This is a genomic window from Methylorubrum pseudosasae (assembly GCF_029504475.1).
GTDB classification, from domain to species: domain Bacteria; phylum Pseudomonadota; class Alphaproteobacteria; order Rhizobiales; family Beijerinckiaceae; genus Methylobacterium; species Methylobacterium extorquens.
Genome location: NZ_JAQGDU010000002.1, coordinates 2,851,337 through 2,869,360, shown reverse-complemented (window position 1 = coordinate 2,869,360; position 18,024 = coordinate 2,851,337). Strand labels below are relative to the sequence as shown.

14 protein-coding genes and 1 pseudogene are annotated in these 18,024 nt (G+C 69.5%); 7 read left to right on the top strand and 8 right to left on the bottom strand.

Translation table 11 applies throughout. The features are described 5' to 3' along the window. Positions 1-200: 200 nt before the first annotated feature. The 3 genes and pseudogenes from M2437_RS14430 to M2437_RS14420 all read right to left on the bottom strand — a co-directional run bounded on the left by M2437_RS14430 (position 201) and on the right by M2437_RS14420 (position 4,478). Positions 201-2,720, bottom strand: coding sequence for a TonB-dependent receptor (locus tag M2437_RS14430; protein ID WP_253387841.1), 2,520 nt, complete (start codon positions 2,718-2,720; stop codon positions 201-203). Between the two features lie 172 nt (positions 2,721-2,892). Further along, on the bottom strand, positions 2,893-3,858 hold the full coding sequence (locus M2437_RS14425) for a FecR family protein (RefSeq protein ID WP_253387840.1): 966 nt from the start codon (positions 3,856-3,858) through the stop codon (positions 2,893-2,895). Between the two features lie 97 nt (positions 3,859-3,955). After that, positions 3,956-4,478: pseudogene (locus tag M2437_RS14420) on the bottom strand (RNA polymerase sigma factor). 887 nt (positions 4,479-5,365) lie between these two features. On the opposite strand from M2437_RS14420, the gene M2437_RS14415 reads away from it, so the two are divergent. The 7 genes from M2437_RS14415 to M2437_RS14385 all read left to right on the top strand — a co-directional run bounded on the left by M2437_RS14415 (position 5,366) and on the right by M2437_RS14385 (position 14,203). Further along, a complete protein-coding gene (locus M2437_RS14415) occupies positions 5,366-7,150 on the top strand; it encodes an IucA/IucC family protein (protein ID WP_253387838.1) in 1,785 nt (594 codons plus the stop codon). Further along, entirely contained in the window at positions 7,134-10,115 is a 2,982-nt protein-coding gene (locus tag M2437_RS14410; RefSeq protein ID WP_253387837.1) for an IucA/IucC family protein, read from the top strand. Before M2437_RS14415 ends, M2437_RS14410 begins: the two co-directional genes overlap by 17 nt. Beyond that, on the top strand, positions 10,112-11,428 hold the full coding sequence (locus tag M2437_RS14405) for a DUF6005 family protein (protein ID WP_253387836.1): 1,317 nt from the start codon (positions 10,112-10,114) through the stop codon (positions 11,426-11,428). The genes M2437_RS14410 and M2437_RS14405 overlap by 4 nt, the downstream gene beginning before the upstream one ends. After that, entirely contained in the window at positions 11,425-12,261 is an 837-nt protein-coding gene (locus M2437_RS14400; RefSeq protein ID WP_253387835.1) for a sugar phosphate isomerase/epimerase family protein, read from the top strand. The genes M2437_RS14405 and M2437_RS14400 overlap by 4 nt, the downstream gene beginning before the upstream one ends. Positions 12,262-12,289: 28 nt before the next feature. Continuing rightward, positions 12,290-12,568, top strand: a complete 279-nt coding sequence (locus M2437_RS14395) for a DUF2218 domain-containing protein (RefSeq protein WP_003606707.1) — start codon at positions 12,290-12,292, stop codon at positions 12,566-12,568. Between the two features lie 289 nt (positions 12,569-12,857). Beyond that, on the top strand, positions 12,858-13,358 hold the full coding sequence (locus M2437_RS14390) for a GNAT family N-acetyltransferase (RefSeq protein WP_012254970.1): 501 nt from the start codon (positions 12,858-12,860) through the stop codon (positions 13,356-13,358). Between the two features lie 167 nt (positions 13,359-13,525). Beyond that, positions 13,526-14,203, top strand: a complete 678-nt coding sequence (locus M2437_RS14385; RefSeq protein ID WP_253387834.1) for a DUF4142 domain-containing protein — start codon at positions 13,526-13,528, stop codon at positions 14,201-14,203. A 122-nt stretch (positions 14,204-14,325) separates the two neighbouring features. On the opposite strand, the gene M2437_RS14380 is transcribed toward M2437_RS14385, so the two are convergent. The 5 genes from M2437_RS14380 to M2437_RS14360 form a co-directional block, all read right to left on the bottom strand. Beyond that, positions 14,326-14,649, bottom strand: a complete 324-nt coding sequence (locus tag M2437_RS14380; protein WP_253387833.1) for a hypothetical protein — start codon at positions 14,647-14,649, stop codon at positions 14,326-14,328. Positions 14,650-14,835: 186 nt separating this feature from the next. Then, positions 14,836-15,609, bottom strand: coding sequence for a TetR/AcrR family transcriptional regulator (locus tag M2437_RS14375; protein ID WP_253387832.1), 774 nt, complete (start codon positions 15,607-15,609; stop codon positions 14,836-14,838). Positions 15,610-15,679: 70 nt separating this feature from the next. After that, positions 15,680-16,513 carry a pyrroline-5-carboxylate reductase gene (gene proC, locus M2437_RS14370; protein ID WP_253387831.1) on the bottom strand — a complete coding sequence of 278 codons (834 nt, stop codon included), beginning with the start codon at positions 16,511-16,513 and terminating at the stop codon, positions 15,680-15,682. 81 nt (positions 16,514-16,594) lie between these two features. Further along, a complete protein-coding gene (locus M2437_RS14365; RefSeq protein WP_003607101.1) occupies positions 16,595-17,101 on the bottom strand; it encodes a type III secretion system chaperone family protein in 507 nt (168 codons plus the stop codon). A 458-nt stretch (positions 17,102-17,559) separates the two neighbouring features. Next, positions 17,560-17,841: an accessory factor UbiK family protein gene (locus tag M2437_RS14360; protein WP_012254975.1), complete on the bottom strand. Its 282-nt coding sequence runs from the start codon at positions 17,839-17,841 to the stop codon at positions 17,560-17,562. Between the last annotated feature and the right edge of the window lie 183 nt (positions 17,842-18,024).

Sequence of the window (18,024 nt, the reverse complement as noted above, 5' to 3'; positions counted from 1 at the left end):
GGGCGACCGGCCGTTCACCGCCGAAGCCTGCTCGTTTCAGCGGCAGATCGCGGGCGGATCGAGCGCGCACATGCGAAAGCCCGCCGAGCGCCCCGCACGTGAGGGGCGATCGACGGGCCAGGCGTGCGCGACCGAGCGGTCCGCCCTTACCCCTTCGCGATGTCGGGGCAGGGCGGAGCTGGAAGCGACGCGTCGGTCTCTCAGAAATCGACGGAGGCGGAGACGATGAAGGTGCGCGGCGCGCCGACGGCGAGGAAGCCGCGGGCGGCGGAGGCCCAGTACGAGTCGTCGAGCAGGTTCTGGACGAGGGCGCGGAACACGACGGGCTTTCCGTTCACGCCCTCTGTCGTGTAGCGCAGGCCGGCATCGAAGCGCGTCCAGTCCGGAACCGACTGGGTGTTGGCCTGATCGTAGAACATGCTGCTGGTGTAGATCGCCCGTCCGGTCAGGGTCAGGCCCGGCGCCAGCCACGGCGGCAGGTCGTACTCGGCGTAGAGGTTGAAGGCCGTGTCGGGCACGCCTGGGGCGGCCTTCCCGTTGGCCAGCGCATTCGTCGCCCGAACCAGTTCCGCGTCGATGAAGGTCACGCCGCCGAGCAGCCGCAGGCCCGGGACGAGCTCGCCGAACACGTTGAGTTCGACGCCGCGGTTCCGCTGACGGGCGCTGACTGAGTAGATGTTGGTCGCGGGATCGGTGAAGGCGCTCGGCAGCTCGATCTCGAACAGAGCGGCCGTGGCGGCAATGGTGCCGAAATCGTACTTTACGCCGATCTCCTTCTGCCGCCCCACCGCGGGCGGGAAGATCTCGTTGGCATTCCTCGCCGTCGAGGGCGGGCCGGCCACCGGGTCGAGCGACTCGATGTAGTTGCCGTAGAAGGACAGGTTCTCGAACGGGCTCAGCACGAAGGTGATGGCGGGGCTGAAGCGGCCCTCCTGATAGTTCGAGGTCACCTGCCCCTGCGTCGGCCCCGGACGGGTGGCGAAGCCCTGCTGGTCGATCTCCTGATAGCGACCACCGAGCGTCAGCAGGAAGCGGTCGTCGCCGAAGAACGACAGGGTGTCGGCCACCGCCACGCTGCGCGCGGAAAGCTGGGCGAAGAGCGGCTGCGCGGCGGAGCGGGGAAGCCCGATCGTCGGAATCGATCCGGTCGGCAGGTAGACCGGATTGTAGATGTTGATCGTGTAGGGGGTGAAGACGGGCGGGACGAAGCCGCTGCGGAAGTTCTTGTTGTTCGCCTCGACGGCCGCGATGTTCACCTGATGATTGAGGAAGCCGGTGCTGAAGCGGGTGCGCAGGCCCACCTCGCCGGTGAGCCCCTGAATTTCCTGCGGCTGGATCGCGAGTAGGTTGGTCGCCTGCCCGGTCACGCTCGTCACGCGGTAATTCGAGGTGAGGAAGTCCTCATTGTAGCGGCTGGCGCCGCCGGCGATGTAGAGCGTCGTGTCAGGCAGGACGTCATACTCGGCCCGGCCCGTGATCATGCCGTAGCGGCTGTCGTTGTACTCGAACGGATTCGCGGTGTTGGTCCGGTTGTTCGGGGCACGGGGAATCTGAATACCGGGCGCGACCGCGTTGAACAGCGAGGTCGGCGCCGTGACGTTCTGGGTCGAGTGGGTCATGTCGAGCGAGGCGCGGAACCGGTCGCCGCGGTAGTCGAGGCCCAGCGCCGCCACGCCCACCTCGATCGCGTTGTTGTCGAGCGGCGTGGCACCGGTGCGGTAGGCGCCGTTGAAGCGCACGCCCCATTCCTTGAACTCGCCGAAGCGGCGGCCGAGGTCGGCATGGGTCCAGATCTGCGCGTCGCTGATGTAGGTCGTGGTCAGCCGGGCGAACGGCTCGTCGTAGGCGCGCTTGGGGATGAGGTTGATCGTGCCGCCGACGCGGCCGGTGCCGCCGCTCAGGAGCGCCGTCGGTCCCAGCAGCACTTCGACGCGCTCAAGGCCCTCCGTGAAGGTACGGCGCGGGTTGGCGAGGTAGAACAGCCCGTCGAAGGCGGTGTCGAGATTGGTGACCGAGAAGCCGCGGATGAAATAGGAATCGCGCTCGCTGTAGGGCGGCGCATCGTTGCGCACCGACGAATTGTTCAGCACGACATCGGCGAGCGACACCGCCTGCTGATCCGCGATCAGCTTCTCCGTGTAGCCCGTGATGCTGAAGGGCGTCTTCAGGACGGAGCGGTTGCCGAGCAAGCCGACACGGGCGCCCGAGCCGACCTGACCGCCGGCATAGGGCACGGGCGGCTGCCCGACCGTCCCGGTGGGCGGCGGCAGGCCGGTGGCCGCGGCACGGCCCCGGGCCTGAGCCTGCCCCTCGACGTGCAGTTCATCGAGGGTCACCGCGCCGGCCGGCGCCGCGCCGAGCTGGACGTAGCGCGGGTTGACCAGGGTGATGGTCGAGGCGCCGGCCGGACGATAGGTGAGGCCAGTGCCGTCCAAGAGCTTGGTCAGGGCGTCGAGCGGGGCGAATTCGCCCGCGAGCCCCGGTGTCTCGAGCCGCGCCGTCAGTTCGGTCGGGTAGACCAGCTTGACCCCGGCCTGCTCGGTGAAGGCGACGAGGCCGGCTTCCAGCGAACCCTTCGGGATGGCGAGCCGGACGGGAGCGCCCCCCACCGGCGCTTCTGCCAGGATCGTGGGGCCGCGGGGCCGCTTCGCCTCGCCGGCTTGCGCGGCCGCCTGAGCCATCACCGCGACCGACACGCCGGCCAGCGCGATCCCCGCCATCCGGCCCTGTGAAAACCTGCGTGCGCGCGACGCCATACCAAAGCCCCATCGATCCGTCGGGAGGGGGCGGCACGCTCTGCGTCCTCCGCGCCCTCGACGTTTAAGATCAACGGGGGCGCCATCTCCTGACGTGGGTTAGAGCGATTTTTTTCGCGCGCCCTCATCGCCCCGCTCACAGGGGCGATCCGACCAGCACCAGCAGGGGCGAGAGCCGCCGGATGCGGGTGCCCATGGTCGCGGCGATCACGTCGAGGGCGTCGTCGGTGTTGCGGGCATCGAACGCGCCGGTCACGCGCCGCTCGCCGAGCCCACGGTCGAGCAACACGATGCGCCCGCGGCGGTAGCGGTTCAGTTCCGCCAGGACCGCCGCCAGCGGCTTTCCGGAATAGATCAGCCGGCCGTCGCGCCAGGCCGTTGCGCGCTCCACATCCGCCGCCGCCACGTGCAGGGCGTCGCCGCCGATCCGGACTTCCTCCCCGGCCGAGACGACGACGCGTCCGCTCTCGGCCGACAAATCGACACGCCCCTCCGCGACGCCCACGGGACGGTCCGCCCCGTCCGCGCGCAGGAAGAAGCGGGTTCCGACCGCGCGCACGCTCAGGCCGCCGCCGCGCACGACGAAGGGCCGGCTCCGATCGGGCACGACATCGAAGCTGGCCTCGCCGCGCAGTAGCGCGATCCCGCGCTCCCCCTCGGTGAACCGCACCGCGATCGCCGTGTCCGTGTTGAGATCGACGCGGCTGCCATCGGGCAGCGTCGCGTGCTCGATGGTGCCGACGCCGCTCCACAGATCCGCGCGCAGCCGGTCGAGGAGACCGGTCTCGTAGGCCAAGGCGCCCGCGATCAGGGCGACGGCGGCAAGGCCGGCGAGCGATTTCGGTGTCTTGCTCGATGTCTTGTCCGACGTTTTGCGCGGGCGGGGATCGGGCAGATGCCCGAGCCGGCGCCACAGCGCATCCATCTCGGCATAGACCGCCGCGTGGACGGGATCGGCCTTGCGCCAGGTCTCGAAGGCCCTGTGGTCGGCTTCCGTAGCGTCGGAGGAGGAGAGCCGTGCGACCCAGGCCGCGGCCTCGCGCTCGACCGGATCCTCATCGCCGTCGGCCTCGTCGGCCTCCGTCCCGTCGCTGCCGGCCACGCCAATCCCCCTGGGGCCCACCGCTGCCCGAAATGGCGCAGCGCGGGTGTCCTATCCCCTTAGATCAACGAGGTCGCCGCCTCCTGATGCGACTCGTTCAAAAAAGATCGAGGCGGCTGCGCCGGCAATGCAGCAGGGCCTTGATGATGTGCTTCTCGACCATGTTGCGCGAGATGCCGAGGCGCTGCGCGATCTCGCCGTTCGCGAGGCCGTCGAGGCGGCTGAGCAGGAACACTTCGCGGCAGCGGGGCGGCAAGGCGTCGATCGCCGCGGCGAGGCGCTTCAGCTCCTGGCGGGCGATCATCTGCCGCTCCGGGAGGGCGTAGCCGTCGGCGATCTCGGCGAGTTCCGCCTCGCATTTCGCCGCGAACAGAATCTGCTCCAGCCGGCCGCGGTTGCGCATCCGCAGGGCGACGTTGGTGGCGATGCGGAACAGCAGGGCCGAGGGGTGCTCGATGCTCGTGCGCGAGAGCGCGGCGACCATGCGCAGGTAGGTTTCCCTGGCTCGCATCCGCGGCGTCGGCCGGGTTGTCGAGCAGGCGATGGAGGAAACGCCGGAGCTTCAGCCCCTCGTGACGGTAGAGGGCATCGATCGACACCCCCGCCGCCCCTCCCGCCATGAGGTCGGTCCCGTCGCCCACAGATGATCCCACGCTGATCGATGACTGAGGTCCGACCAGAAGGAGACGCGTGGATTATGCAAGCCCCACAATAGCTTGTATCATTTCCAGTCTAGCGGACGATGCTGTCGCAAGACGTTGCACAGACAGTCGAAATACCAGCCCCAGAAACAAGACGAGAATTATAACAGCTAAAGACTACAAGTCATTTCATGACCTCGTTGCGGATCAGCAACGGATTTTTCCCATCACGGCGCAATGCGCGCTTCACAGGTCGCGATCATCCGGCGGCGCCGCGATCGAAGGCCGGTTCGGACACGGACGGTGGCCCGGCGCGGCGGGATCGCGGGCACAATCAGGGATGGCTCGCTGGGCGCGCTTACGCCGTGCCCGGCGGAGGCATGGAACCGGCCCGCACCCGATAAAGCGACGGACAAATAAAGAATATTTTTGATCGCAACCAACTGTCTCGACAAGGCAACCAGGCAATCACCCTATATCAAGAACAATTCCAATAAATTCATCTTCTCTTGACGCATGCCTGAAGTTTGCGCAACACGCCTTCAGCCTCAAGCGATTCGAGGGAGCCCTCAGTCCGATGAGCAAGTACGACGAAGATCCATTTTCTTATCCTTACGCTTCCATCGACGACCTTTTCTTTCTTTCGAAACCGCACGCTCCCCCACGCCCGCCACCGCAACGGTGAGTTCGCCGCGCACTCGCGGCCCATGACGACGATGGTGACGCACAGGCGGCCCGGCGACCGGACCGCCGCGTCGATCCGATGACGCGGCGCCGGGCCGGGCCGGCGGATCAGATCATTCGGGCGCACGCCCCCCGCCGCGATGCGGCCGGGCCTTCAAGGCTCTCAGGAGGTTTCGAAGATCATGCCACCCTCGTCTCAAGCCGTGGCCGAGGCAGCCGCCTTCCGCAGCTTCGCCAACGGATATCTGCGCGAGATCGACCCCGGCATCCGCATCCGGCATGCGCTGACGGACGGGCCGCCCGCGCCGTGCATCGAGTGGAACCTGCGCAGCCGCCGCCTCGCGATCCGCGCCGAGATCCTGTCGCCCTCGCTATGCGGCGCGCAGGCGTTCGGCCGCCTCTGGACCCGCCACCTGCACGAGCCGCGCTGGCGGCTGGTGGCGCCGATGCGCGCGCTTCAGGAGCTTCTCGGCGAAGCCTATGCGCGCACGGATGAGGGGCGGGGCGACACCGCCCGCGAGCGGGAGCTGGAACTGCTCGGGCGCGTGCTCGACAGCTACCGTGAGACCGCGCGCCTGCTCGACCTCGCGGAACGGGGGGCCGAAGCGGAAACCGGCTTCATCGCCGCCGAGCGCGCCCTCGTCTTCGGCCACTGGCTGCACCCGACGCCCAAGAGCCGGCAGGGCCTCACGACCTGGCAGGCCCGTGCCTACGCGCCGGAGGAGGGGGGCACGTTCCAGCTCGCGGTGTTCGGCGCCGAGGCGAGCCTCGTCCGCCACGATTCGGCGGTGGCCCGCGCCGCGCCCGACCTCGCTCTCGACCTGCTCGGCCCCGACGCTGCCAAGCTGGGCCTGCGCGCCGACGAGATCGCCCTGCCGATGCATCCGCTCCAGGCCGAGGCGCTGATGCTGGAGCCGCACGTCGCCGCATGGGTCGAGGCGGGCCGCCTGCGGCGGCTCGGCACCTTCGGCCCCCGCTTCACCGCGACTTCCTCGCTGCGCACCGTCTACGCCGCCGAGAGCCCGTGGATGGCGAAGTTCTCGCTGCCCGTGACCCTCACCAACTCGCTGCGGGTGAACCGGCTCGCCGAACTCAAGGCCGGCGTCGCCATGGCCCGGCTACTGGCGAAAAGCGGTTTCGGCACCCGCCATCCCAACTTTCAGATCCTCGCCGATCCCGCCTACCTCACCCTTCACAGCCCCGACCGCGAGGAGAGCGGCTTCGAGACGGTCCTGCGCGAGAACCCGTTCCGCGACGGGGCGGAGCAGGGTGTCGCCACGCTGGCAGCTCTCACCGCCGAGCCGCTGCCCGGCCGGCTCTCGCGGCTGGAAGCCCTGCTGCGGCAGGTCTGCCCGGAGGGTTCGGCCGCGCGCGCCCAGGCCGCCCGCACGTGGTTCGCCCGCTATCTCGATTGCATGCTGGAGCCCGTCGTCGCCCTCTACGACGGGCACGGCATCGCGTTGGAGGCCCACCAACAGAACGCGCTGCTCGATGTCGCCTCCGGCTGGCCCGAGCGCGGCTTCTACCGCGACAACCAGGGCTTCTACCTCTCGGAATCCGCACGCCCCCGGCTGCTGCGCGATGCGCCCGAGACCGGCGCCATCGCCTCGCTCTATTTCCCGGACGGCGAGATCCGTCGACGGCTGGCCTATTATCTCGTGGTCAACCAGATCTTCTCGGTCATCGCCCGGATGGGCCATGACGGGGTGGCGCGCGAGGAAACGCTCCTCGACGACCTCGCCCGCCGCCTGGAGGCGATGGCACGCCGCATGACCGGCGCCGGCCGCGCCTTCGCCCGCTCGGTGCTCGACGGTCCGACGCTCTGCACCAAGGCCAACCTGCGGGTGCGCCTGTCCGACCGCGACGAACTCGCCTCGGGCGACGGCACCGGCAACTACATCGACATGCCGAACCCGCTCATGCTTCGGGCGGCTCGGGGCGAGGCCGGCCATGCCCTCGCGTCCTGAGACTATGGAGCAGCCCGAAGGGCGTGTCCTGCGCCAGTTGGCGGAGGCCGTTCTGTTCGAAGGGCTTGCCGAGCGCGAGCCAATCCGCGACGTCACCGGTCGGATCGCATGGCGCCTCGGCTCCCGCCGCTTCCGCGCGGCCGGTACTCTCGGCCCGTTCGGCCGCCCCCGCCTCGATCCCGGTTCGGTCGAGATGGCGGGCGAAGCGGGCACCTGGGCGCCGGCCGACCTCGCCACCCTCGTCGAGGCCCTTCCCGCCGCTCCGGAGCACCGGACGCGGCTGCTGGCCGAGCTTCGGCAGACGGTCGAACTCTGCCACTGGAACGCCCAGAACCTCTCGCCGCCGGAGCGCCGCGCGCTGCCCTTCGCTGCGCTCGATGCGGCTTTGTGGGAGGGCCATCCCTACCATCCGAGCTTCAAGGCGCGCACCGGCTTCACCCTGGAGGATCACCGCCGCTACGGGCCCGAAGCCGCCGCGCCGTTCCGCCTCGAATGGCTGGCTGTCCGCCGGGACACCATCACCCTCGCGCTGCCGGGCCCGGAGGATGCGTTCTGGCGGGCCGAACTCGGCGGGGAGGGGGACGTCCTCGCCAGCCGCCTCGCCGCGGCTGGCCATTCCCTCGACACGCACGCGCTGCTGCCGGTCCATCCCTGGCAGATGCGCCGGCTTGCAGCGGAAGCCTTGCGCCCCTGGCTGGCGGACGGCCGCGCCGTCGCGCTCGGTACCGCCGGCCCGCGCTATGTCGCAAGCCAGTCCCTGCGCACGCTGCACAATCTCGACGACCCGTCCGCCGCGAGCGTGAAGCTGGCACTTGCCGTCGTCTCGACCTCGAGCCTGCGCATCCTCGATCCGCATTTCGTGCTGACCGGCCCGGCCCTGTCCGATTGGCTCGCCGGCCTCGTCACCGCCGATCCCGCGCTGCACAGCCGCGTGACGGTGCTGCGCGAATACGCCGCCGCGCTCGCCGACCGGGACGGGCCGCTCGCCGGGCAGCTCGCCGCGATCTGGCGGGAGAGCCCCCGTCTCGTTCCCGGCGAAGCGGCCGTGCCCTTCAACGCGCTGGCCGTGTGCGAGGCGGACGGGAGCCCCTTCATCGCGCCCTGGCTCGAACGCTACGGCCGCGACGCCTGGCTCGACCGCTTGGTCACGGTCGCGGTGCTGCCGGTCTGGCACCTGCTCGCGGGCCACGGCGTCGCCCTGGAGGCGCACGGCCAGAACATGATTCTGGTCCACCGCGACGGCTGGCCGGATCGGGTGATCCTGCGTGACTTCCACGAGAGCGCGGAATACGCCCCCGACTTCGTGACGAGCCCGGAGCGCGTGCCGGATTTCGGGGCGATCGACCGGGCCCATTCCGGGCCGGCGGACGACCGCTTCCACGCCATGCGCTCGGCCGCGACGCTCGCCGAACTCGTCACCGACAGCCTGTTCGTCTTCAACCTCGGCGAGATCACCGGCCTGCTCCAGCGCCGGCATGGCCTCGACGAGGCAGGGTTCTGGCGCCGCCTCGGCCAGCGTCTGCGGCGCCACGCGGCGGAGCATGGGCTGGAGGCGCGGTTCGCCCGCCTTGGGGTCGAAGCGCCCCGGCTGCGGGTCGAGGCGCTGCTGTCGCGCAAGCTCGGGCTCGGCGAGGCGGGCGGCAGCCTGCTGGCCCCCAACGCCCTGTTCCCTTCCCCTGACGCCCTTTCCGGAGCTTGCATGATCGAGATCGACGGCCGCACCATCCCGGCGGACGCGATGGAGGCCGCCATCCGGCGCGTCGAGGCTGCGGCGGCCCTGCGCGGCGGCAGCGGCGAGCGCGTCGCCGCGCGCTTCCGCGACACCGCCCAGGGTCTCGCCTTCACCCTCGCCGCCCGCCGCAGCGGCGCGAGCCTGCTGCCGATCCATCCGGCCCTGCCGGACGAGGGCGCGCGCCGGCTCGCCCAGCGCGCCGGCTGCCACCGCCTGTTCCTCGACAGCCTGGAGGGCGAGCCCCTGGACGGCGCCGCCCCGCCGGTCCCGGGGGAGGGCGAGCTTCTCCAGATGAGTTCCGGCACCACAGGCGAGCCGAAATGCATCGCCCGCCCCTGGAGCGCGGTGGAGCGCGAGATCGAGAGCTACGTCTCGGCGTTCACCGAGCCGGACGGGATGACACCGGTCATCGCCTGCCCGATCACCCATTCCTACGGGCTGATCTGCGGATTGTTCGTGGGCTTGGCGCGCGGCCGCGTGCCGGTCATCGTGGACACCACCAACCCGAAGTATCTCCTGCGTCGCCTGCGCGAGATCGAGCGGCCGGTGCTCTACACCGCACCCGCCATGCTGCACACGCTGGCCCGGCTGATGCCCGAGGGCGAGACCCTCCACGCGGCGATGGTCTCGGGCACGCTCCTGCCGGCGCCGTGGTTTTCCGCCATCCGCGGGCGCGTCACCCACCTGTTCCAGCAATACGGGTGCTCGGAAGCCGGCTGCATCGCAATCAACCCGGATCTGCGCCGCGCCGACGCCATCGGCCGCCCGCTGCCGCATCACCGCGTCCGGGCGGGGACCGGCGCCGAGGCCCCGGCGGAGATCGTGGTCGAGGGGGAGGGCATGGCGATCCACACCGCCGATCTCGGTTACCTGGCGCCCGACGGCATGCTGATCTTCGTCGCGCGCAAGGACGACACGATCAACGTCTCGGGCCTCAACGTCTATCCCGGCGAGGTCGAGGACGTGGTGATGGCCATGCCCGGCATCACCGACGCCGTGGCCTTCGCCCGGCCCGATCCGTTCGCGGGCGAGCGGGTGACGCTGCTGTTCAGCGCAGACGGTCCGGTGCCGCCCCGGGCGCTTCAGGACTGGTGCCGCCGCTGGCTCGCCGGCCATCAGGTGCCGGTCGAGGCGGTGCAGGTCGGCGCGATCCCGCGCGAGGCCAACGGCAAGATTTCTCGTCGCGCGGTCGCTGCGCAGTACCGGGACGGCGCGCTGGAGGCGGTGGCGTGAGCAACGAGACGCTGATCGCGGCCATCGGCACGGTGCTGCGCGAGGAGATGCAGCATCCCCATCTCGATGGGTTCGGGCCGGACGCACGGCTGAACGAGGATCTCTACCTCGATTCCGTCCAGTTGCTTCAGCTCATCCTGGCGCTGGAACTGACGCACGGCGTGTCGGTGCCGGAAGAAGCGATCAACCGGCAGGACGTCTCCACCGTCGCCGACCTCGCCCGGCTCCTGGCGCCGGGCGCGGAGCCGGTCGCCGCCGAGCCGCAGGCGCCCTCCGAGGGTGTCCACGGCGCGATGTCCTACGACCTGAAGATCCACTGCTTCGTCAGCTGCGTCTGCGACGGGCTGAAGGTGCGGGGCATCGACCATCGCCCGTTCTATGCCCTGATCTGGGACGCCGAGTTCGCCATCACCGACGGCTCGCGGCTCGCCTACCACTCGGACGCGATGGACCACGAGTCGTTCGGCTATTGGTTCGAGCGGCTCTACGGCGTGCCGCTCGTGCCCTGGTACGACCACTCTCGCTCGAAGGACGAGAACGTCGCCACCCTGCTCGACCTCCTGGAGCGGCGGGAGCCGGGCACGCGCATCATGGTGATGCTCGACATGTTCCACCTCCCCGAGCGCGAGAACAAGTTCAACCAGAACCCCTTCCCGCACTACCTGCTCGTTTCGCTCGGGGACGATCCCGACCTCTGGCAAGTGTGCGACCCCGACTTCCGCTGGGAGGGCGTGATCGAGCGCGAGCGGATGCTGAACGCCATCCGCCAGCCGAGCGTCGCCGGCGGCTACCGCTTCGATCCCTCCCTCGCCCATCCGCCCGCGGACACGGATCTGGCAGCCTTTTTTGAGGCTTGCTTCCGCTTCGACGCCAACCCGCTGATCGACGCGGCACGCGCCATCGTGCTCGCCCATGCCGAGGGGCGCGGCGGGCTGAGGCTGACGGATGTCGGTGAGGCCCTGCGCGAACTGCCGGTCATCACCATCCGCAAATGGGCCTACGAGCACGGCTTCGCCTTCTTCTGGCGGGCCCTGCTTTGGCCGGACCCGGAATTCCAGCGGATCTGCGACGAGATCGAGGCCGTGGTGAACGGCCTCACCGCCCTGCACTACGCCGTCCTCAAGCTCGCCCGGACCGGGCAGATGGGGGAGGTCGCCCCCGTCCTCGCGCGGCTCGATGCGCTCGACGCGCAGGAATTCGCGATCAAGCGGCAGCTCGCCTCGGCCTACGCCGCGTGGCGGCAGAAGAGCCCGGATCTCAGCCCGGATTCCGGACGCGCCGCGCCGCCCTCCCGCGAAAGGCTCTCCGCATGAGAATCGCCCTCTGCACCATCAGCTTTCGCCACCATCTCGTGTCGATCGGCGAACTCGCCCGCTTCGCCCGCGGCCACGGCTTCGATGGGATCGAGTTGTGGGGCGTTCACGCCCGCAATCTCGGCCCCGGCGACCACGCCGAATGGCTCGCCGCCTACGGCCTGCGCGTGCCGATGTTGAGCGACTACCTGCCGCTCGACGCGCCGCTGGAGACCCTGACCGAGCGGACGGCCGAACTCGCCCGGCTCGCCGGGAGCTGGGGGGCACCGCGGCTGCGCACCTTCGCCGGCACCAAGGGCAGTGCGGCCGCCTCGGCGGACGAGCGCGCCCATGTCGCCCAGCGCCTGCGGATGGCGGCGGGCCAACTCGCCGACCAGGGCCTGCGGCTCGTGGTGGAGACGCATCCCGGCACGCTCGCCGACACCACCGCCTCGCTCCTCGACCTGCTGGACGCGGTCGATCACCCGAACCTCCGGGTCAATTTCGACACGCTCCACGTCTGGGAAGGCGGTGACGACCCGCTCGCGGCCCACGCCCGGCTCTCCCCGCATATCGACTACTATCACCTCAAGAACGTGCGCAGCCGCGCCGACCTGTCGGTGTTCGAGCCGGCCAACGTCTATGCCGCGGCCGGACGGCGCGAGGGCATGACCGGCCTGTTCGAGGGCGCGCTGGATTACGCTGCTTTCCTGAAGACGCTGCCGCCGCAGGCGGAAGGCTCGCTCGAATGGTTCGGCGAGGCCAGCTTCTCGGTCCTGCCGACCGACCTTTTCCGCCTGCGCAGCGCCATTGCCGGCCGCCGCGGGGCGGGAGCCCTCCACGCCGCGCGCTGAGCCGGCGCCGGAACTTCAGGAGACCGACATGACCGAGAGCCGTGCCGTCGTCGGCACCCCGCATGCCAGCCGCTACCTCCAGCAGCTCTGCAAACACTGGGCCCACCGGTTCGAGACCGAGTTCAGCCCGACCGATGCCCGGATCGCCCTGCCGCTCGGCGAGACGCGGCTGAGTGCCAGCGCCGAGACCCTGACGATCGACCTGACCGCACAGGATGCCGCCAGCCTGCCCGACCTGCGCGACGTGGTCGTGCGCCACATCGAGCGCTTCGCCTTCCGCGAGACGCTGCGCTTCGACTGGACGTGAGCCGCGTCAGGCAAGACGCGCTTCGCATCGAGCGTATCGCTGCAAGACGGCAGGGCGGCGTTGCGTCGGCCAGCACGCCGCCCCTCATGCTGAGGTGCCGCGCGAAAGCGCGGCCTCGAAGCGCGCCGGAACGATCGATCCGACGGCATCGGCGACCGCGATCAACGTCGCGGCGTGCTTCGAGGCTGCTGCCGCAGCACCTCAGCATGAGGATCGTCATCGTTGCCGGAACGGACCGGTCGAACCGGCTCTCGACGAGATCAGACCTTCACACGGAGCGAGGACCAATATGGATGTGACGATAAGGGCCATGCGCGAGGACGACGCGCCGGATCTGTTCGAGATCTACAACCAGCCCGCCTTCCGTTTCGGAACGCTGGCGCTCCCCTACGAATCCTTCGAGGCGGTGAAGAAATGGGCCGAGCCCCGCTCGCCGCGGGATCTGCACCTCGCCGCGCAACAGGGCGAGCGCGTCGTCGGGGCGGCGGCCCTGCGCCCCTTCTACGGGCGGCGGGCGCATGCGGCGGAGTTCTGGATCGCCGTGCATGAGGATTTCGCCGGACACGGCATCGGCTCGCGGCTTCTCGCCGCGGTGATCGATACGGCCGACAACTGGATCAATATTTTGCGAATCGAGATGACGGTCTTCACCGACAACACCCGCGCCATCGCCCTCTACGAAAAGTTCGGCTTCACCATCGAGGGGACGCACAAGGCGGCCTCGTTCCGCAACGGCATCTTCGCCGACGTGCATTGCATGGCCCGTTTGCGTCCCTCGATCGGCCCCTGAATCCCAGCAGCAAACCCGGCCCGGATCCCCCGAGCGTCTTCGTTTGAAGCCGCCCCCGGCACGGCAGGAACATTGCTGATTTTGCGAAGGTTTCGCCCGTCAGACTCCGGCACCGCACAAGCAAACCGGCGCCCGAGCATCGTTTTCAGACCGGGAGACCCGAGACCATGCATCGGCGCGATTTTCTGACGACCCTGCTGACGGCAACGGCGGCCCTGGCCGTCACCCGGACCGCCCTGGCGCAACCGGCGCCGGCCGGTGCCATGCCGGCGCCGGTCTACCTCGCCATGGCGACGAAGGGCGGCCTGTTCCTCGAGAACACGGCGCGCGATGCCCACGCCAAGACCCGCAATCCGCGCATCAAAGCCTTCAGCCGGGCCGAGGTGACCGAGCAGGTCAACCTCGCCCGTAAGCTTGACCCGTATCTGGGTGCGGGCGCGCCGATGGCAGGCGCGCCCGCCGGTCCGGCCGGCCTCGTCGGCGGTCTGGTCGAGGCGCCGCTGGCGGTGGCGGGCGGCGTCGCGGGGGCGACCGTCGGTGCGGTTGGCGGCGTTCTGGGTGGACCCGGTGGGCGCGGTCCCGGCGGCATGACGACCGACGAGCAGAAGGCTCAGATCCTGTCGCAGCTCTCCGGGATGCAGCCCGGTCCCGAATACGATGCGATGTTCGTCAACGCCTCGCTCCAGGGCCATCAGGAGGCCCTCAACATCCACGGCTCCTACGCCCAGGCCGGCGACGACCCGGGCCTGCGCCGCATCGCGGCGGGTGCGATCCCGTTGATCCAGCGGCACATCGCGCAGCTCTCGCGGATGCAGGCGACAATGGGCGGCGGACGGGAGGGATAGGACCGGGACAACGCGGCGCATCGCTCCGGATTCGATTCCTGAGTGATTTCATGGGCGATGCGCCTTCACGACGTTCGGCGAAGGTTCCTCCGGGCACGCGGACTGCGTCTCCCGGAGATCCCCTACGGCCAGAACGGCGTCCGAGGCCGAGGCTGCGCTGGAGGATAGACTGATGCGGGATCCTTGCCCTCTTCTGCCAAAGTGTGAACCGTCTTCCAGTACGATTTCAACCAGTGACGGGCTTCGACCACCCCCACGAAAGTCCCCACCGCTACCCCGACAGAAGTGGTGATGACGATCTTAGACAGGTCCCACCGCAATAAATACTCGCCAGGACCGGGGCCAGAACTGACCATCGAAGCCATACCCGAGCCGAATCCCACAATCGTGAAGAAAAATAACTTGTCCACCACGATTGTAGCGAATTTGCTGTGCTTGAACTGCACGAGCGAGCCCTCCCACCGAAGCACTCGTCTCTAAGAAGCATAATCGCCCATCGAACCCGTTACACGGGCATTCCTCGGCGAGGATTGTCCACACCGAGTTGAGCATCCGCGCCTCGGATCGGCCTTTACCGAACGAGGTCGCCAAACCCGTTCCGACCCCAGCTCGAACAGGGTCGGCGCAGCCTCTCAGATCGCCGCGGCGGGATCGCGATCCTCCCCGTCGCCCGCCGGCGGAGGTGTCCGGTCGCGGCGCGAACGGCGCTCCAGAACGGCACGGCCGAGGGCGCGCAGGGGCGCGGTGAGGCGGCGGGCGTCGTCGGCGCGTTCCATGATCGTCTCGCCGCGGCGGATCTCGCGGTCGAGCTTGGCCATGGTGCGGGCGAGCGCCGGGTCGTCATCGTCGAGCCAGACCTCGACGGTGCGGGCGAAGGCGATCACGGTGCCTTGAAGCTTGAGCCGGCCGAGCGGTCCTTCCGTGTCGATGCCGGCAGCGGCCAGCATGTAGCGGTGGGAGTTCAGGGCGACCCCGTTGAGCGCCAGCATGGACAGGACGTCGCCACGCAGCGCGAAGGCGATGCGGCGCAGGGCCGGCTTGTAGGGCGTCATCGCGTCGAGCCGGCGCATCAGCACGTCGAACAGGCGCTCGCGGGCCGGCTCGTCGGCGAGGTCGGCGGTGTCGACCTCCAGCACCTTGCGATCGATGATCCGCGACAGACCGCCGAGCACGGCGCCCTTCGAGGGGAACAGGTCGCGCAATTCGGCCAGACTTAGTCCCGCCTCGCGGGCGATGTCGCCGACCTCGATGTCGTTCCAGGGCTGCTCCGCCGCGAGGCGCATCAGCGCCTCGACCGCGGCCTCACGCGGGTTGGGCTTGTGCGAGGCCGTGTCGGCGTTCGACGAACCGGATGGCCCACCGGTCTCGGGCTTGCCGCCGGTGTTGGGCTCGGGGGCTGTTTCCATGGTCCGTGCTCCGCATTCGGTTCACGTCTCATGTAGGGTCAGTGTCGCCCGCTTGAAACCGCTGGGCCTCTCAGCCGGACAATTCGCCCGCCCGCCGCCGCGCCGCCTCGACCGCCTCACGCATCAGATCGGGCAGCGCGCCCTCGCGCATGAGCACGGCGAGCGCGGCCGCGGTGGTGCCGCCGGGCGAGGTCACGTCGCGGCGCAATTGCCCGGCCTCGCGAGCATCGGCGTCGAGCAGAGCACCGGCCCCCGCGACGGTGGCGCGGGCGAGCTGCGCCGACAGGTCCGACGGCAGGCCCGCCGCCACGCCGGCTTCCGCGAGCGCTTCCGCCAGCAGGAAGACGTAGGCGGGGCCGGAACCCGAGACCGCGGTCACCGCATCGATCAACGCTTCGTCGTCGAGCCACGCCACGAGGCCGGAACAGGCGAGCAACGCCTCCGCGCCCGCCCGCGCCTGCGGTCCGACCTCCGGGCTGCCGACGGCGCCGGTCGCGCCCCGGCCGATGCTGGCGGGCAGGTTGGGCATGGCGCGCACCACGGCGCGGGCGGTCGGCAGACGGCGCTTGAGGTCGGCGATGGTCTTGCCGGCGAGGATCGAGACGACGAGGGTGTCCGGGCCGATCCATCCGGCCAGCGCCGGTGCCGCCGCGTCGAGAACCTGCGGCTTAATGCCGAGCACCAGCGCTCCGGCCGGGGCGGCGGCCTCGGGGTTGAGGCGCAACGCCCGCTCGGCACAGAGTGTCGCGATCTCCGCGGAGGGCTGCGGATCGACGACGGTTACGGCGGCGGGGTCGAGGCCGCCCGCGAGCCAGCCCCGCAGCAGTGCCGCTCCCATCTTGCCGGCGCCGGCCAGAACCAGGGGCGTGGGAAAGGCGGTCGGATCATCGGGCGCACGCGTCATAGGCCTTCGATCCCACCGCAGCCGCACCGAATCAAGGGCGAGGGCTCGAGGACGGCGGCGCGATCCCGCAGGATCGGCAGCTTACGCCTCGCCCTCGGTCTCGAACAGCACCGCGTCGAGGGCCTCGCGGGCGCTCTTGCCGGCCCAGAGCACGAACTGGAAGGCCTGATAGTAGCGCTCGCAGGCGTCGGCGGCGGTCTTCATCATCATCGCGCATTGCCCCTGCGTCGGCGCGATGCCGTCGGTGAGCAGCAGCGAGTGGCGGAACATCACCACGCTGTCCGACGACCACAGGTCGAAATGGCCGATCCAGAGCTGCTCGTTCACCAGCGCGACGAGGCGCAGCATCTCGGCCCGGCGCCGCTCCGGCACCTTGAGGTCGAAGGCGGCGGCCACGTGCAGCGACTCGACTTCCTCGATCCAGGTGAAGGCGACGTGGTACTCGGCCCAGCGGCCCGAGACGGAAACCGACATCTCGTCGGTCTCGATGCGATCGAAGATCCAGTCGCGCAGCGAGGCGAGGCGCTCGACGACATCGAGCGGGTGCTCCGGCCGGTCGCTGTCTTCGATGAGGCTAAGCTGGGTCATGGCGATCCAAGTTGTCGGCCCGGTCGAGAGGCTCGATCGGGTCGGCGGGCAAAGCAGGGCCGTGACGGGAGTCGAGGCAACCCACGTCGATCTCCGTCCTGCGGAGGGGTTCAATCCAGATTTCGCCGCCCCGGGGTTTGGTTCCACCTTTCCGCCGGGGCGAATCAACTTCGGATCGTTTATAGCCCGCGCGCCCCGCGGGCTTCAAAGCGTCGCCCCGGCATCAGCGGTGGGCAACGCAGCTATCCACCGATGCTTCCTGTGCAAAGAAATCCGGATTCGCGCTTTCCCGCGAGGGTGAGTCCGGACTGCCCGCTCATCCCAAATCCGATTGATCCCTTCGAGATGGCGGATTTGGGTTTCGGTGGGATCCCATCGCGCTGGCGCGATGGGTGCCCTCCTCAAACGCCGCGCGGGCTCGCTGAGACGGTTTCCACTTTGATCAAGCGGAAACCGTATCAGACCGCTTCCGTGCTGCCGGCGCTGCCCGCCTCGGCGCCGAGCCGGGTCTCCAGCGCGCTCACCCGGGCGGCGAGTGCGTCGTTCTGGCTGCGCAGGGCGGCGACGAGGTCGCGCAGCACGTCCACTTCCTCGCGCGTGGCGATATCCATGTCGCGGATCAGGCGCTCGATCTGGCCCTTGACCATCGTTTCCGCCTCGCGGCGCACCCCTTGGGCCGCCCCGGTGGCATCGGTGAACAGGCGGGCGACATCGTCGAAAAGGCGGTTCGAGCCTTGCATGGAAATTCCCTCCGGCGCCCGGACCTGTCGAGCACGTGCCAACGACATAAGAATCGGTGGGCAGCAGGGCAATCGAGCGGCACCGATGAAACGCTTCGGCCATCACGGGGTGCGGAGACCGGAAATCCGTTCTGGATTGTTGCCGCACGTATCGGGACCGGCTGCGGAAACCCGCGGTTACAA

Excerpts from the sequence above, each read along its gene's own strand:
- M2437_RS14430 (WP_253387841.1), bottom strand. The coding sequence starts at position 2,720 with ATGGCGGGGATCGCGCTGGCCGGCGTGTCGGTCGCGGTGATGGCTCAG.
- M2437_RS14415 (WP_253387838.1), top strand. The coding sequence starts at position 5,366 with ATGCCACCCTCGTCTCAAGCCGTGGCCGAGGCAGCCGCCTTCCGCAGC.
- M2437_RS14410 (WP_253387837.1), top strand. The coding sequence starts at position 7,134 with ATGCCCTCGCGTCCTGAGACTATGGAGCAGCCCGAAGGGCGTGTCCTG.
- M2437_RS14400 (WP_253387835.1), top strand. The coding sequence starts at position 11,425 with ATGAGAATCGCCCTCTGCACCATCAGCTTTCGCCACCATCTCGTGTCG.
- M2437_RS14395 (WP_003606707.1), top strand. The coding sequence starts at position 12,290 with ATGACCGAGAGCCGTGCCGTCGTCGGCACCCCGCATGCCAGCCGCTAC.
- M2437_RS14390 (WP_012254970.1), top strand. The coding sequence starts at position 12,858 with ATGGATGTGACGATAAGGGCCATGCGCGAGGACGACGCGCCGGATCTG.
- M2437_RS14385 (WP_253387834.1), top strand. The coding sequence starts at position 13,526 with ATGCATCGGCGCGATTTTCTGACGACCCTGCTGACGGCAACGGCGGCC.
- M2437_RS14375 (WP_253387832.1), bottom strand. The coding sequence starts at position 15,609 with ATGGAAACAGCCCCCGAGCCCAACACCGGCGGCAAGCCCGAGACCGGT.
- proC (WP_253387831.1), bottom strand. The coding sequence starts at position 16,513 with ATGACGCGTGCGCCCGATGATCCGACCGCCTTTCCCACGCCCCTGGTT.
- M2437_RS14365 (WP_003607101.1), bottom strand. The coding sequence starts at position 17,101 with ATGACCCAGCTTAGCCTCATCGAAGACAGCGACCGGCCGGAGCACCCG.
- M2437_RS14360 (WP_012254975.1), bottom strand. The coding sequence starts at position 17,841 with ATGCAAGGCTCGAACCGCCTTTTCGACGATGTCGCCCGCCTGTTCACC.